This window comes from Paracoccus halophilus (genome assembly GCF_000763905.1).
Lineage (GTDB): Bacteria > Pseudomonadota > Alphaproteobacteria > Rhodobacterales > Rhodobacteraceae > Paracoccus > Paracoccus halophilus.
Map to the genome: position 1 here is coordinate 107,017 of NZ_JRKN01000007.1, position 14,037 is coordinate 121,053.

The window sequence follows — 14,037 nt, forward strand, 5'->3', positions numbered from 1 at the left end:
TGCCGGGAACTCGCATGGCAGGGTTCAATCCCGGCCGTCCTTTTGCATCAGCTTCTTAACAGTTTCGCGAAGCTCTGCCACCTGCGCATATAGCCGCGGCAGGCGGCGGATGTTCTTTTGCGCCTCGATATGGGTGTCCATCTTCAGCGCCGGGCTGCCCAGCAGCACACGGCCGGCCGCGGCATTGGTAAAGATCTTGGTGGCGCCGCCGGCGATCACATCGTCGCCGACGAAGATATTGTCGGACACGCCGCATTGCCCGCCCAGCACCACCCGGTCACCGATCCGGGCCGAGCCGGCAATGCCGACCTGGCCGCAGAGCAGGCAATCCTCGCCGACCACGACATTGTGGCCAAGGTGCACGAGATTGTCGATCTTGGTGCCTCGCCCGACGCGGGTGGCGCGGATGGTGCCGCGGTCGATGGTGGCATTGGCGCCGATTTCGACATCGTCGCCGATCTCGACTCCGCCCAGCGAATGAATGCGCGTCCAGTGTTGCGCGCGAATATCGCCGCGTTCTCCAAGGGTTTCGCGAATTTCCTCGACCCCGGATTTCTCGGGCGTGACAAAGGAAAACCCGTCGCTGCCGATCACCGCGCCGGAATGCACGATCACCCGGTCGCCAAGGCTCACACCATGGGCGATGCGGGCGCCGGCATGGATCAGCGCGTCGCCGCCGATCCGCGTCTCGGCGCCGATCGAGACATGCGAGCCGATCCGCGCCTTGGCGCCGATCCGCACCTTCGCGCCGATCACGGCAAAGGGGCCGATGGCGGCATCCGCCGCGATCTCGGCGCTTGGGTCGATGATGGCGCTGGCATGAATGCCGGGGGCGATCCCGGGGCCGGGATCGAAGCTGCGCGTCAGCCCGGCCATGGCCAGCCGCGGGCGCGGCACAAGGATCGCGGCCTTCAGGCCCAGGGCTTCGGGATCCGCATCCTCGGCCAGCAGCGCCATGCCGCCCGGTGCCAGCCGTCCGGCATAGGCCGGAGAGGTCGCCAGCGCGATCTGACCGGGGCCTGCCTGTCCCGCCTCGGCCGCGCCGGTGACGATCAGGCTGCCATCGCCCCAGATGCGGGCATTCAGGGCTCGGGCCAGGTCGGCAATGGTCAGAGTCATGCGGCTCCCCTTCTGTCGGGGATCATCTATTCATCCGTGGCGGCAGAATCCAGTGCGGCCTTGCGCAAGGCGGCCGCAATCTTCGCGTCGCGGCCATAGATGTCGCGAAAGCGGCGAATGGCGCCCGTCTCGTCGGGGAATGCGGTGAAATAGACCAGATGGACCGGCACCTGCGGGCGCAGGTTCAGATAGGTTTCCCGACCCGATTTCAGCGCCCTGGAAAACAGCGCTTGGGGGTTGTCCGCCTGCGGCCGCAACAGTTCATAAGCCAGATCAAAGGGCCGGCCGATGCGGATGCAGCCATGCGAATAGGCGCGCACGGTCTGGTTGAACAGACCCTTGGTCGGCGTGTCGTGCAGATAGATGTTCCAGGGATTGGGGAACATGAACTTGACCAGTCCAAGCGCATTGTCATCGCTGGGTTTCTGGCGCATGCGATAGGGGAAGTTCGCAGCCGTGTACTTGCGGAAATCGATCCGGTTGCGGGGCACGACCCGGCCTGCCCTGTCAACGACGTCCAGATGGCCGACGGCATTGCGGTTCGCCCGCAGGCGCGGCAGATATTCCTTGACGGTGATCGAGCGCGGCACGTTCCAGCTGGGATTGACCACCATATAGGCCATGTTCTCGCTGAATTCGGGCGTCTCAAGATCGGGATCGGCCTTGCCGATCACCGTGCGCGTGCTGAAGATTTCGGCACCGCCCTCGAATATCCGCGCCTGGTATTCGGGCAGGTTCACCCAGACATGGCGGGCGTTCAGGTCATGTCCCCGCATCCAGCGCATCCGTTCCAGCGCAACAAGAATTCCATCCGCCTCGGGGCCGGCATCGCCATTGAGCCGCGCCACGGTGCGCGGACCCGCGACGCCGTCCGCCGTCAGGCCGGCCGAGCGCTGAAAATCCATTACGGCCCTGGTCAGCGGCGCGTCAAAGCTGCGCTCGCTGGCCATCGGCGGCGCCGAATGGCCAAGCAAGGCCAGCCGCTGCCGCAAGGCCGCAATGGCCTCACCGCTGTCCCCTTCGCGCCACAGGCCCGGGGGCACCATGGGCGCATCCATGGGCGCGATCGGGGTAACCTGCCCGGCAAGCGCCCGGCGCAGGGCCTCGTAGCGCGGGTCCGTCATCGGCAGGCCCGCCAGCACCGCGGCCGGATCGGCGCTTTGGGCGAACTGGCGCATCACGTCGCCGGTCGCGGGGCGCAGCACCTCGCGCTTGATGCCGCCGTCCATCTTGCGCGGGTTCAGGATGCCGCCGGTGATATCGTGGCTCCAGCGGGCGAAGATGCGGGCAAACAGCAATTCCCGCGCCAGATCGTCGGAACCGGCGCGGTCGCTGCGGCGCAGTTCGGCCTGGCGATAGCGCGCGGCCGGCAGCCCGTGCGAGGCCGCCTGCCTCACCGCCCCGATCAGCGCCGCGCGACGGGCGGCGCCCTCGCCCCCCAGAAAGATCGGCTGCAATCCGTTGGAGCCGTAGAAATCGGCCAGATCCGGCGCGCCCGCCACGGCGCGCGCCAACGCCATTTCCCGCTCCGAGAACGCCAGCCTAGGGGCGGGAAGCGCGGCAATCGACAGATTGTCAAACGCCTGTGCCGCGCCTGCCTGGGGCCAGCCAAGCATGAGCAGCGCAACAACCCATGCGCGAATCGTCCGTTCCCGCCGCACGCCGGATTTCATTGCTTCCACCGTCACTCTTTACCTTCGCCACATGTTTCGACCAGCAATCGCGCGATTATGATGGCTGGCCCGGAAAACGATCATCATGCCGACATATAACCTTGGGTTGCGCTCCGAATCATCGGTCCTTTCGGCAAATTTTCGCCGATAATGGCAAAACTTTGCCGCAGTTGGAACGAAAAGCTTCCATCCATCCATGCACTGGTGACATATTCTTAATCAGTTCCGGATAAACCGGTTCAGGTCGCGCAAACGGGCGACATAACAACGAAGCAGGACAGGCGATCTGACATGACGTTTGAAACGATCTCGCGTCGGGGCATCCTCGGTGTCTTCGCGGCGACGACGGTGACGGCTGCGCCGGTTATGGCCAATGCCTTCGGATTTCTGCGGGGCGCGGGCGATATTCGCCGCATCCGCATGTATTCGGGCCGGACCGGGGAAAGCATCGACACGGTTTACTGGGTCGATGGCAAGTATATTCGCGACGCTCTCAAGGAAATCAATGTCTTCATGCGTGACTGGCGCACCGGTCAGGCGATCGGCATCGATCCGCGCGCAGTCGATGTTGCCGCAGCCTCGCATCGGCTGCTGCAGACCAATGAACCCTATATGATGCTGTCGGGCTATCGCTCGCCCAAGACCAACGCCATGCTGCGCCGCCAGTCCTCGGGCGTGGCGCGCAACTCGCTGCATATGGTGGGCAAGGCCGCTGACCTGCGGCTCAAGTCGCGCTCGGTCTCGCAAATGTACAAGGCGGCGGCCGCTTGCAAGGGCGGCGGCGTGGGAAAATACTCGCGCTCGAACTTCGTTCACATGGATTGCGGACCGATTCGCTACTGGGGCGCCTGACAGGCAGCCCTTCCCGGACCGCCGATCACGCAAAGACCGCCCCTCGCAGGGCGGTTATGGTTTTCAGACGACTCGGGCCGCCACCATGTCCTCAGCGCAGGCGCGGCGGCGCATTCGGATCGCGAGGCGCGGGCTCTGCCGGCGCTGTCAGGGCGGGAACTTCCAGAATCAGGGCGCTGGCCGGCAAATCGCGGGTCGAAAACCCGATATCGATGCCACCCGGCACCTGTGGCAGAAAGGCCAGCAATTCGGCAAAGGCCTTGGCGACCGCGCCCTCATGGGCCGGGTCGACGCCGCGCAGGATCAGCGCGTGATTGCTGCATCCGTCAGGCCATTCGGCCAGGACCAGCCCGGCGCGCTCGACCAGCCCGGCCATGTCGCCAAGCCGCTGTGCAACCGGCTCCGCGAGAAGCATGACGGCCTCCGGCCGTGGCGCAGAAAGGCTGCGGGCGGCTTCGGTCCCGGTCTGACTTGGCCGCGCGGCTAGTGCCTCGACCAGCCAGCGCAGCATGCCGGCATCCAGCAGCAATTGCGATACATGCCCGGGATTGACCAGAAGCCCCTGCCCTTCGCGGGCCAGTTCCGCCGCCAGAACGCGGCCCGGCAGCGCCAGATGGGCGACCGGCCCGCCAATGAAGCCCGCCAGCCGTTCCTCGCGGTCGCAGGCCAGGGCGAATTTCCCCTCGGGCAGGTCAAAGCTCTGCAATTCGACCTGATTGCCGGTCGGCTCGCCCGTCAATGCGGCAAACAGTTCGGTATCCGCAAGGCGGGACAGGATGCGCGCGCGGGCGGCGGCATCGGCCTCGTGAAATGGCGGGTGGCAGATCTCATCCAGCGGGGTCATCGGCATCTTTCAGTTGGGCGGCGATCGCGGCGCGCAATGCCGGCAGAAGTTCGGCCTCGAACCAGGGATTGCGTCGCAACCAGCCGGTATTTCGCCATGACGGATGAGGCAAGGGAAAGATGTGTGGCGCATGATCGCGCCAGGCCGCCACCGTGGCCGTGACGCCGGCTTTTGCCGCGGCGCCCAGATGCCAGCGCTGCGCATGACCGCCGACAAGCAGCAGCAGCCGCGGTGTCAGGCGCTCCATCACCTGCTGACGCCAGGTCTGCGCACAGATCGCAGGCGGCGGAAGATCCGCCCCCTTCGTGTCGTAACCGGGAAAGCAAAAGGCCATTGGCACGATGGCGATACGCCCGGTGTCATAGAACTCGGCCTCGCTGAGCCCCATCCATTGGCGCAACCGGTCGCCGGATCTGTCGGCAAAGGGGCGGCCGGCCAGATGCACGCGCAGCCCCGGCGCCTGGCCGGCGACCAGAATCGGCGCGCCGGGACGGAACCAGACCACGGGACGGGGCTGGTGATGCGTCGCGCTGGCCGCGAAACGCGGAGCACACAGCCGGCAATTGTGAATCTCGCGCTTCAGGTTCATAGGATCCAGATAGGCGCGGTGACGCGTACCGAAAAGGACATTATTCACAATATATAAAGCATTCCGCGGCAATGCTGGACAGCATCACGGGCGGCGCATAATGTGCCGCAGCCCGGGAAAGGCGGTGCCGCCGACAGGTTTGATATGAATATTTTCCAGCGATCCGCATGAGCAGGCGGCTCAGGACAGGCAGATGATTGAATTCGACGATGTCTCCAAATCCTTCTGGACCGGCACGCAGCGCAAGGTCATCCTGGAGCGCGCGTCGTTTCGCATCGAACTGGGGCGCTCGATGGGGATCCTGGCCCCGAACGGCACCGGAAAGACCACGATCATCAACATGATGTGCGGGCTGGAAAAACCCGATGAGGGGGTGATCCGTACGGACTGCCGGGTGTCTTTTCCGCTGGGTTTCATGGGCGGGATCAGCGCGACGCTCAGCGCCAATGAAAACGCCCGGTTCATCGCCCGCGTCTATGGGCTCGACCCCGATTATGTCGAAGCCTTCTGCCGCTGGCTGACCAGTATCGACGAATATTTCGATATGCCGGTCGGAACCTACAGCGCGGGGATGCGATCGCGATTTACCTTTTCGCTGATGCTGGCGCTGGAATTCGACGTCTATCTGATCGACGAAGGCATGCCGACCACGACCGATCCGGAATTCAACCGCAAGGCCGGTTCCGTCCTCTACGACAGGCTGAAGACGGCCACCGTCGTCGTCGTTTCGCATCAGGCCCAGACCATCGAGCGATTCTGCAATAGTGCTGCCGTATTGCGGGATGGCAAACTATATCAGTTTGAAACCCTCGAAGAGGCGAAGCAATATTATGACTACACCGCCTAAGGCCCGCGCCTATCGCATCAAGCGCGAGGAATCGGTGCTGGCAGCCGGCCGCGGGGATTCCAGCGCGGTCGAAACGGCACGAAAGGTCCAGATCAGCGTGCAAAAGCGCAATAACGAGCAATCGGCGGAGGATAGCCGGCAGCCCTTTGCCGCCGCTGCCGGCGAAGACGGTTTCGGCGACATGCGCTTTCCACAGGCCGCGAAACCGGCGCCCGATGCCGGGACCGACAAGGGCGGAGACATGGCCGAACGTATTGCCGCCGTCCGGGCGGAAAACCTGACCGATCGCCAGCTGCGCCTGGCCAGGCGCATCGCCGCCATGCACGAGATCGACGTGGCATCGGATCATGAGGCGGTGATTGCCCTGCGCGATCGCGGGATCGATCCGTTTCACCGCGCCTCGGTCGGTAAGATCCTGTCCGCCGAGGCTGCGCGCGCACAGGGCCAACCCCAGGCCGGAATGCCCGTGCCCGCGCGCCGTGACGCGGGTCCTGCCCGGCGCCCGCAGGGCACCGAAATCGTGCCGGTGGCGCCCGGCACGACCAGACTTCCCTCGCGCGAGGCGTTGACCGAGGACAAGCGCGCCGCCGAAATCATCCGCATCCAGCAGGATATTGCCCGGCGTCGCCGCCGCAAGCTGATCATGCTTGGCGCCCGGCTGGCGGTTTTCGTCGGCATTCCGACCATATTGGCGGCATGGTATTTCTTTTTCATGGCGACGCCGCTTTACGCCACCGTGTCGCAGTTTCAGATCCAGCAGGCCGAAAAGGCAAGCACGGGCGGCCTCGGCGGGCTGTTCAGCGGCACGCAGCTGGCGACCAATCCCGATTCGGTCTCGGTCCAGAGCTATCTGACCTCGCGCGATGCGATGCTGCGCCTGGACGGGGAATTGGGCTTCAAGCGCGCCTTTCAGGATCCCGGGGTCGATCCGCTGTTGCGGCTGGCGGCGGATGCCAGCAATGAGGAAGCCTACAAGCTTTACAAGAACTCGGTAAAGATCGGCTACGACCCGACCGAAGGCGTGGTGAACATGGAAGTGATCGCCCCCGATCCACAGCTTTCGCAGCAATTCTCGCTCGCGCTGATCAAATATGCCGAGGGGCAGGTCGATCAGATGACCGCCCGCCTGCGCGAGGATCAGATGCAAGGCGCCGTCGAAAGCTATCAGGATGCCGAGGCCAAGGTGCTGGCCGCCCAGAACCGCGTTCAGGAACTGCAGCAAAAGCTGGGGGTTCTGGACCCGGTGGCCGAGGGCAGCGTCATCATGGGCCATATCGCCGAGCTCGAGACCCAGCTCTCGGGCAAGCTGCTTGAGCTTGGCCAGCTCGAAGCGAATGCGCGTCCCAACCAGAGCCGGGTGGCGGGCGTCAAGGGCGATATCGGCCGGTTGCAGGAAATGCTCGCCGATACCCGCCGCCAATTGACCGAAGGCAACGAGATCCGCGGCTCTCTGGCGGCCATTTCGGGCGAGATCCGGATCGCTGAATCCGACCTGCTCACACGGCAGGAACTTCTGGCGGCCGCCGCCGCCCAGATGGAGACGGCCCGGATCGAGGCCAACAAGCAGGTCCGCTATCTGTCGCTTTCGGTGGCGCCGGTGGCGCCCGACGAAGCGACCTATCCCAAGGCTTTCCAGAATACGATCGTGGCGTTTCTGATCTTTTCCGGCATCTATCTGATGCTGTCGCTGACCGCCTCGATCCTGCGCGAACAGGTGTCCTCATGAAACATGTCCAGACCGGAAACGTCACTTTTGGCAATGACCTGCCCCTGGTGGTGATTGCCGGCCCGTGCCAGCTCGAAACGCTGGATCACGCGCTGATGATCGCTGAAACCCTGGCCGAGGCCTGCGAAAGGGTCGGTGCGGGCTATGTCTTCAAGGCCAGTTACGACAAGGCCAACCGGACCTCGCTGACCGGCCGTCGGGGCATCGGGATCGACGAGGGGCTGCACATGCTGGACGAGCTGCGCGGCCGTGTCGGCTGCCCGGTCCTGACCGATATCCACGATATCGAACAGGCTCGCGCTGCCGGTGCGGTCGCGGACATCATTCAGATACCGGCCTTTCTGTCACGCCAGACGGATCTTCTGCTGGCGGCCGGCGAAACCGGCGCCACGGTGAACATCAAGAAAGGGCAGTTCCTGGCGCCCTGGGATATGCCGAACGTCGCCGAGAAAGTCGCCTCGACCGGAAACGAACGCATCCTGCTGACCGAGCGCGGGGCGAGTTTCGGCTATAATACACTGGTCGCGGATATGCGCAGCCTGCCGATCATGGCGCGTACCGGCTGGCCCGTGATCATGGATGCCACGCATTCCGTGCAGCAACCGGGCGGCAAGGGCGGCTCATCCGGCGGGCAGCGGGAGTTCGCGCCGGTGATGGCCCGCGCCGCGGTATCCCTGGGTGTGGCCGGCGTGTTCATCGAGACCCATCAGGATCCGGACAATGCGCCGTCAGACGGCCCGAACATGATCCTGCTTGACCGCATGCCCGATCTGATCGCCTCGCTGATGCGCTTTGACGCGTTGGCGAAATCCGATCCGGTGATGGGCTAGAGCGCGTCTTCATCTGAGGATTTTCTTGTCGCCCGAGTTCTGATTCAAGACCGAAAACGGAGGCGAACCTCAGCAGACGGACACGTACCGACGGGCGTGGGAACGGATCGGGCCGCTGTTGCCCGGTAAGGCCGGTGACCGGGGCCGCAGTGGTGCCGGCAATCGGCTGTTCATCGATGCGGTGCTGTGGCTGGTGCGCGGCGCCGCGCCCGGGCGCGACCTGCCGCTGAAACTCGGACATTGGGAAACGGTCTCTACCCGGCCCCGCCGCTGGTCCGTGCGGCAGTATGGGAGCGCCTTTTCAATTGGTTGATCGTCGATCCCGACTTCGAATACATGCTGATTGACGCGACCATATCGAAGGTTCATGCCGATGCCACCTCGCAAAGGGGGGGCTCGAAGCTCACGCCATCGGTCGGCCTCGCGATGGGCTGTCGGCCAATATCCATGCCGCGGTCGATGCGCCCGGTCTGCCGCCCCGGGTCACGATCACACCGGGCCATTGGGGCGACAGCCCGCAGGCCGAAGGGCTGATCTGGCCTTGCCGATATCGGACATGTCATCGCCGACGCCGCCCATGACAGCGAGGCTCTGCACGATTTCATCGCCGATGACCCACGCACCACCACCCAAATCAAGCGCAACCGCAGCCGTGCCGGAAACAGGCCGCTCGACCGGCTGCTCTACAAGGAGCGCCATCTGGTGGAGTGCTTCTTCAACAGTCTCAAACGCTTCCGCCGCATCGCCCTGCGCAGCGAGAAAACCGTCGCGTCATTCAAGGCCTCCGTCGATCTTGCCTGCGCAATGGCGTGGACAAACTAAAGGAAGACGCCCTCTAGGACGGCTGTCGCGGCGCCGATGACAAAGCCCGAAACGATCAGCCAAACTGCGGTCGATTCAAAGCGCGCAAAGACCAGAACGGGCGGGTCCAGAACAAAGACCAGCAGCACCGCGAAGAAGATCGGGCTGGCCAGATAGCCGGGCGCGAGACTCGTGCCCAATAGCACCAGAGTCACGTCAGCATCGGCGGCGGCATGATCGCCATCGTCTGCGCTGCAGGGCAACGAGGACTGCAAGGATGTGTTCGATAGAGAAGGCTATCTGCCGGAACATGAGGGGCAGAAAAGTAACCGATCTGATCTGGCCGTGGCGGTGCCCCTGTGCCAGACTGGGATGATGACAACGGATGTCGCCAAACCGCCAGATCTCGACCCCGCGGATATCGCCTATGTCCTCGATCCCGCGCGGCCGATCCTGACCCATGGAAGGGTGATCGAAACCGGGCGGGCGCTGCGGTCGCACAACCATCCGCGCGGCCAGCTTTTATGGGCGATGCGCGGCGTTCTGCGGGTGGTCAGCAACGCCTGCATCTGGCTGGTGCCGCCCAGCCATGCCGTCTGGATCCCCCCAGGGATGGAGCATCAGGTCACCATCGAATCCGAGGCCGAGCTTCTGAACATCTATGTCGATCCCTCGATCACGGTGCGCAAGCCGACGCGTCCGATGCCCTGCTGCGCGGTGCTGCTCCTGACGCCGCTGGCGCGCGAGATGATCCGCAGGCTTGGCGAAAGCGATACCTCGGCCCCTTTCGACGACCGGCTGTTGCGCTTCTGCGCCGTGCTGCTGGACGAGCTGGAACAGCTGGCCGAGGCGCCGCTCAACCTGCCCGGCGGGCAGGACGAGCGGCTGAGCCGCGTCACGCGCCAGCTGATCCGCCACCCCGACGATCCGCGCCAGCTGACTGAGCTGAGCCGGGACGCTGGCGCCAGTCCCCGCACGCTCGAGCGGCTTTTCAGGGCCGAGACCGGGCTCAGCTTCCGGCAATGGCGGTCGAAACTGCGCCTGCTCAGCGCGATCGAGGCGCTGAACCGCGGCGACAGCAGCACGACCATCGCCTTTTCCATGGGCTACAGCAGCCCAAGCGCCTTTATCGCCGCCTTCCGCGAGGCTTTCGGGACGACCCCGCAACGATTTCTGCGCAACGGATCGTGAATCCGGTCACGACGAGACGGGCGCTTTCGCCCCGCCGCCACCGGGGACCGGCTTGATGTCGAACAGCGCAGTGCCGTCCAGACAGTCGAGGGCGCCGACGACGAGGGTATTCCCCTCGACCGCGATCAACGGCACCCGTGACAGCGCCACGGGATTGGGACGGTGCGGCGAGCGCATGGCGAAAACCCCACGCTCGACACCGTCATGCGGGCTGACGGAGCGCAGGACATCACGCGGCGCGCGGTCGAACCAGTAGAGCAGGTCCAGTTCCGCTGATGCCAGCGCATGAAGCCCTTCGGCATATTCGGGCAGGATTTCCAACCGTGCCTCTGCCTCGACCCGTCCGGGGCCGCTGGGGCAGTCCGCCAGCGTCTTCCATGGGGTGCGGATCTGGCCAATGGGCTGCAAAAGGATGGGCTTGCTCATGGCTTTGCCGCCCCGCCGCGCAGCAGGGATTGCACGGTATAGACAAGGATCGCCGCGCCCACGGCCCCGATGGCGGCCACCGCCAGCAGCACGATCACGTCGATCGGCCCGCCGATGTCGCGAAAGCCCGAACTGGTCATCACCTGGACGAACAGCACCGCCGCGATGGCGCCGAATGGCATCGCGACCTGCGCCCAGAGAAACTTGCGCCAGGACACGGCCCGGTCGCGGATCAGCACATGGAGATAGGCGACCGTCACCAGCACCGCGGCCGCCACCATGATCCAGAACAGCCCGCGCCCGAAGATTTCCTCGAACACCGCGATCAGCGTGGTGAATGTCAGATCCTGCATCGTTTCCTCCCTTCAGGCCCTGCCGCGCAGCATGGCGTTATAGGTCGCCTTCAGCGCGATCTCTTTCATCAGCCAGGACACCCACAACTCCTCCAGCGGAGCGATGAGGCCCGGGAATGACGGCACGAGGTTGTTGTGATAATCGAACTCGACCAGCATCGCGCGGCCGACCCGGGTGATCATCGGGCAGGAGGTATAGCCGTCATAGATGGCGGTCCCTTCCTTGCCCTGAATGGCGGCGACCAGATGATCCTCGACCACCGGCACCTGCCATTTCACGCTGGCCGCCGTCTTGCCCTTGGGCACGCCCGCCACATCGCCTAGCGCGAAGATCTCGGGGTGGCGCAGATGGCGGAGCGTCTTCATGTCGCATTCGACCCAGCCCTGATCGGTCCATCTGTCGGCCCAGGACAGGCCCGACTGCCGGATCACCTCGGGCGCGCGCTGCGGCGGGATCACGTGAAGATAGTCGTAATCCATGTCCGTGGTGGAGGTCACCGCCGCGCCGGTCACCGGATCGGTGGTCGCGCTGGAGAATGTCGCCCGTTTCGCGCCCGGGTCGATGGCCGTCAGCGTCTGGCCATGATGCGTCGCGATCTGGCGGGCGCCGAACAGCATCCGGACCTTTTCCGAAACGATCGGCACGGAAAACAGCGCCTGCTGCGGACAGGCATAGCGGATCTCGTATTTGCCGCGTGCCCCGCCCCGGCTGGCGATGTCGTCGATCAGGAAAGTGTGCTTCAGCGGTGCGCCGGCGCATTTCATCTCGGTCGCGGGGCGGGTGAAGATGCCGACGCCGCCCTCTTCGGTGAACCTGCGGGCGGCGGTCCAGGTTTTCGCGGCATGGTCCGGCCCGGCATAAAGCGCGCCGATGCCGTTCTGCCCCACGAGATCGAGCGAGAAACCCTCGATCGCGTCATGGTCCAGCACCAGCCCCGGCGCCACCACCAGGAAATCATAGTCCAGCCGCTGGCCGCCCTCGGTCGCGACGGTCTTTGCCAGCGGGTCGATGGCGGCGGCCCTTTCCGCGATCAGCGTGACGCCTTTCGGTAGCCAGTCGCCGGTCCCGCTGACCACGTAATCCGCCGGTTTCAGCCCGGCCGCGACCAGCGACAGCCCCGGCTGATAGAGATGCTCGCGGCGCGGGTCGATCAGCGTGATGCTTGCGCCCTCCAGCCGCGCGACCAGCCGGTTTGCCAGCGCCGTTCCCGCCGCGCCGGCGCCGATGATCACGATCCGCGCCCGTGTCGCCAGCTTGGCCGCCCGCGCCCCATCGCCAAGGCTCAGCGCCAGCGCCCCGAGCGCGCCCAGCCCCAGAAGCCCCCGCCTCGTGCTGTGAAATCCCGTCATCCTGCCTGCCTCCCTTTCCTTCAGAACCGGCCGGGCGGCGGAAATCCTCCGCCCCGCCCAGCCGTACGCGTAATGATCTTTGCCATGGCCTCCAGCAGCCTGTCGGCGGGCATTTCGCGGGCCTTCAGGACATTGCGTTGCGGAGCATTGCCCATGGTGCCTGTCCCTGGTTTCGGAAAAATGCGCTCAGGTGATCTGCAACGAGCCCTTGGCCGCCATCATCAGGTCGACGACCTCGAGCGCGGTGATGATCTCGTAATCCGGCACCATCTGCCCGGGGTCGAAGCCGTTATGGATCATGCAGGATTTGCAGATCCCGATCCGGCCGCCGCCTTCGAGAAACTTGGTCAGCAGATCCGGCACCGGCTCGAACGGCTGGCCGACATCCATGCCGGCGGTCGCGTCGGGCTGGCCAAGCTCGACCGCATCGACCATCAGAAGAACCATCGCGCCATGCCCCTTCTGCAGCGCGTTCAGCGCCATGGTAAAGGCCACGGTGACCTTGGCGGGGTTGGCGCGACCATCGAACAGGGTCGCAACGAAATCAGCGGATTGCATGGGTCTCTCCTGCGTTTGGGACCGTTCCCTCCGATCTGGATACGGGGCGGGCCATGCGGAATACCGCCGATCTGACATGATATGTCGCCAAGCCGCCAGCTCATGGCCCGACCCGGCCAGATCGTCCCTGCCCATTCCCTGCGGTTCCGGTTAGCATCGCTGCGGAACAGGGAGCGCGTATGACCGACTGGACGGCATATTTCACAGAGCTGGATCAGCTGCCCGCGCCGATGCGCGCGACGCTTTTGCGCGACAGCCGGCGGCTGAAATTCCCGGCGGGGACGCGGCTGTTCGGCCCGGGGCAACCCGCCGGATATCTGCTCTTGCTGATCTCGGGCAGGATCAGGGTCACGCAGATGTCGGAAACCGGGCGCGAGGTCGTGCTGTATCGCGTCGGCGCGGGCGAAAGCTGCGTGCTGACCTCGGCCTGCATGCTGGCCTATGACGATCTGGCGGCCGAGGGCGTCGCGGAAACCGCGCTCCAGGCCATCGGCATTCCCCGTGCCACCTTTGACGAGATGATGGCCCTGTCCGCCGAATTCCGGGGCTTTGTCATGCGGGCCTGGTCGCGGCGGGTGACCGATCTGCTGTCGCTGATCGACGATATCGCCTTTCAGCGCATCGACCTGCGGCTTGCGGCGCGGCTTCTGGCGATGGTCGAGGGCGATACCGTTCGCGCCACGCATCAGCAGCTTGCCACCGAGCTTGGCTCGGCGCGCGAGGTGATCAGCCGCGCCCTGTCCGAATTCCAGCGCCGGGGCTGGATCGAGCAGGCACGCGGCGAGCTGCGGCTGATCGACCGGCCCGCGCTCGAAAACCTGACCCAAGGGGCCGAACGGTAACCAAGTCACTGACCGGAGGCGGCGCATCCGGCATCC

Annotated in this window: 15 protein-coding genes and 1 pseudogene; 7 read left to right on the top strand and 9 right to left on the bottom strand. The window is 65.0% G+C overall.

Features of this window, described 5'->3' with window-relative positions:
• Nucleotides 1–24: 24 nt before the first annotated feature.
• Together lpxD and IT41_RS07165 are read right to left on the bottom strand one after the other, a co-directional pair.
• Complete coding sequence (lpxD, locus tag IT41_RS07160) at nucleotides 25–1,119, bottom strand: UDP-3-O-(3-hydroxymyristoyl)glucosamine N-acyltransferase (protein WP_036739899.1); 1,095 nt, start codon at nucleotides 1,117–1,119, stop codon at nucleotides 25–27.
• 26 nt (nucleotides 1,120–1,145) lie between these two features.
• Complete coding sequence (locus IT41_RS07165; protein ID WP_231564704.1) at nucleotides 1,146–2,639, bottom strand: L,D-transpeptidase family protein; 1,494 nt, start codon at nucleotides 2,637–2,639, stop codon at nucleotides 1,146–1,148.
• 444 nt (nucleotides 2,640–3,083) lie between these two features.
• Here IT41_RS07165 and IT41_RS07170 point away from each other — a divergent pair, with 444 nt between their 5' ends.
• Complete coding sequence (locus IT41_RS07170; protein ID WP_036739902.1) at nucleotides 3,084–3,644, top strand: YcbK family protein; 561 nt, start codon at nucleotides 3,084–3,086, stop codon at nucleotides 3,642–3,644.
• 91 nt (nucleotides 3,645–3,735) lie between these two features.
• Here the strand turns inward: IT41_RS07170 and IT41_RS07175 are convergent, their stop codons facing one another.
• Together IT41_RS07175 and IT41_RS07180 are read right to left on the bottom strand one after the other, a co-directional pair.
• A complete protein-coding gene (locus tag IT41_RS07175) occupies nucleotides 3,736–4,488 on the bottom strand; it encodes an SseB family protein (RefSeq protein WP_036740054.1) in 753 nt (250 codons plus the stop codon).
• Entirely contained in the window at nucleotides 4,472–5,077 is a 606-nt protein-coding gene (locus IT41_RS07180; protein WP_036739905.1) for a uracil-DNA glycosylase family protein, read from the bottom strand. Before IT41_RS07180 ends, IT41_RS07175 begins: the two co-directional genes overlap by 17 nt.
• A 193-nt stretch (nucleotides 5,078–5,270) precedes the next feature.
• Between IT41_RS07180 and IT41_RS07185 the strand changes: the two genes are divergently transcribed.
• The 4 genes and pseudogenes from IT41_RS07185 to IT41_RS20620 form a co-directional block, all read left to right on the top strand.
• A complete protein-coding gene (locus tag IT41_RS07185) occupies nucleotides 5,271–5,924 on the top strand; it encodes an ABC transporter ATP-binding protein (protein WP_036739907.1) in 654 nt (217 codons plus the stop codon).
• Complete coding sequence (locus IT41_RS07190; protein WP_036739909.1) at nucleotides 5,908–7,650, top strand: capsule biosynthesis protein; 1,743 nt, start codon at nucleotides 5,908–5,910, stop codon at nucleotides 7,648–7,650. The genes IT41_RS07185 and IT41_RS07190 overlap by 17 nt, the downstream gene beginning before the upstream one ends.
• Nucleotides 7,647–8,480 (top strand): 3-deoxy-8-phosphooctulonate synthase, encoded by an 834-nt coding sequence (kdsA, locus tag IT41_RS07195; RefSeq protein ID WP_036739910.1) that lies wholly within the window; start codon nucleotides 7,647–7,649, stop codon nucleotides 8,478–8,480. Before IT41_RS07190 ends, kdsA begins: the two co-directional genes overlap by 4 nt.
• A gap of 68 nt (nucleotides 8,481–8,548) precedes the next feature.
• Nucleotides 8,549–9,302 (top strand): annotated as a pseudogene (locus IT41_RS20620) (IS5 family transposase); the annotation flags it as partial.
• Here IT41_RS20620 and IT41_RS07205 read toward each other — a convergent pair.
• A complete protein-coding gene (locus IT41_RS07205) occupies nucleotides 9,299–9,544 on the bottom strand; it encodes a hypothetical protein (RefSeq protein WP_036739913.1) in 246 nt (81 codons plus the stop codon). The pseudogene IT41_RS20620 and the gene IT41_RS07205 sit on opposite strands and share 4 nt — an antisense overlap.
• Nucleotides 9,545–9,560: 16 nt before the next feature.
• Here IT41_RS07205 and IT41_RS07210 point away from each other — a divergent pair, with 16 nt between their 5' ends.
• Nucleotides 9,561–10,472: an AraC family transcriptional regulator gene (locus tag IT41_RS07210; protein ID WP_217642785.1), complete on the top strand. Its 912-nt coding sequence runs from the start codon at nucleotides 9,561–9,563 to the stop codon at nucleotides 10,470–10,472.
• Nucleotides 10,473–10,478: 6 nt separating this feature from the next.
• Here IT41_RS07210 and tsaA read toward each other — a convergent pair whose 3' ends face one another.
• From tsaA to IT41_RS07230, 4 genes are all read right to left on the bottom strand, one after another.
• Nucleotides 10,479–10,898, bottom strand: coding sequence for a tRNA (N6-threonylcarbamoyladenosine(37)-N6)-methyltransferase TrmO (tsaA, locus tag IT41_RS07215; protein WP_052081336.1), 420 nt, complete (start codon nucleotides 10,896–10,898; stop codon nucleotides 10,479–10,481).
• On the bottom strand, nucleotides 10,895–11,251 hold the full coding sequence (locus IT41_RS07220; RefSeq protein WP_036739915.1) for a DUF5368 domain-containing protein: 357 nt from the start codon (nucleotides 11,249–11,251) through the stop codon (nucleotides 10,895–10,897). Before IT41_RS07220 ends, tsaA begins: the two co-directional genes overlap by 4 nt.
• Nucleotides 11,252–11,263: 12 nt before the next feature.
• Entirely contained in the window at nucleotides 11,264–12,601 is a 1,338-nt protein-coding gene (locus tag IT41_RS07225) for an NAD(P)/FAD-dependent oxidoreductase (RefSeq protein WP_036739916.1), read from the bottom strand.
• Nucleotides 12,602–12,787: 186 nt separating this feature from the next.
• The gene (locus IT41_RS07230) at nucleotides 12,788–13,159 is read right to left on the bottom strand and encodes a DsrE family protein (protein WP_036739917.1); all 372 of its coding nucleotides are present in this window, start codon (nucleotides 13,157–13,159) and stop codon (nucleotides 12,788–12,790) included.
• Nucleotides 13,160–13,338: 179 nt separating this feature from the next.
• On the opposite strand from IT41_RS07230, the gene IT41_RS07235 reads away from it, so the two are divergent.
• A complete protein-coding gene (locus IT41_RS07235; RefSeq protein ID WP_036739919.1) occupies nucleotides 13,339–14,001 on the top strand; it encodes a Crp/Fnr family transcriptional regulator in 663 nt (220 codons plus the stop codon).
• The last annotated feature ends 36 nt before the right edge of the window (nucleotides 14,002–14,037 follow it).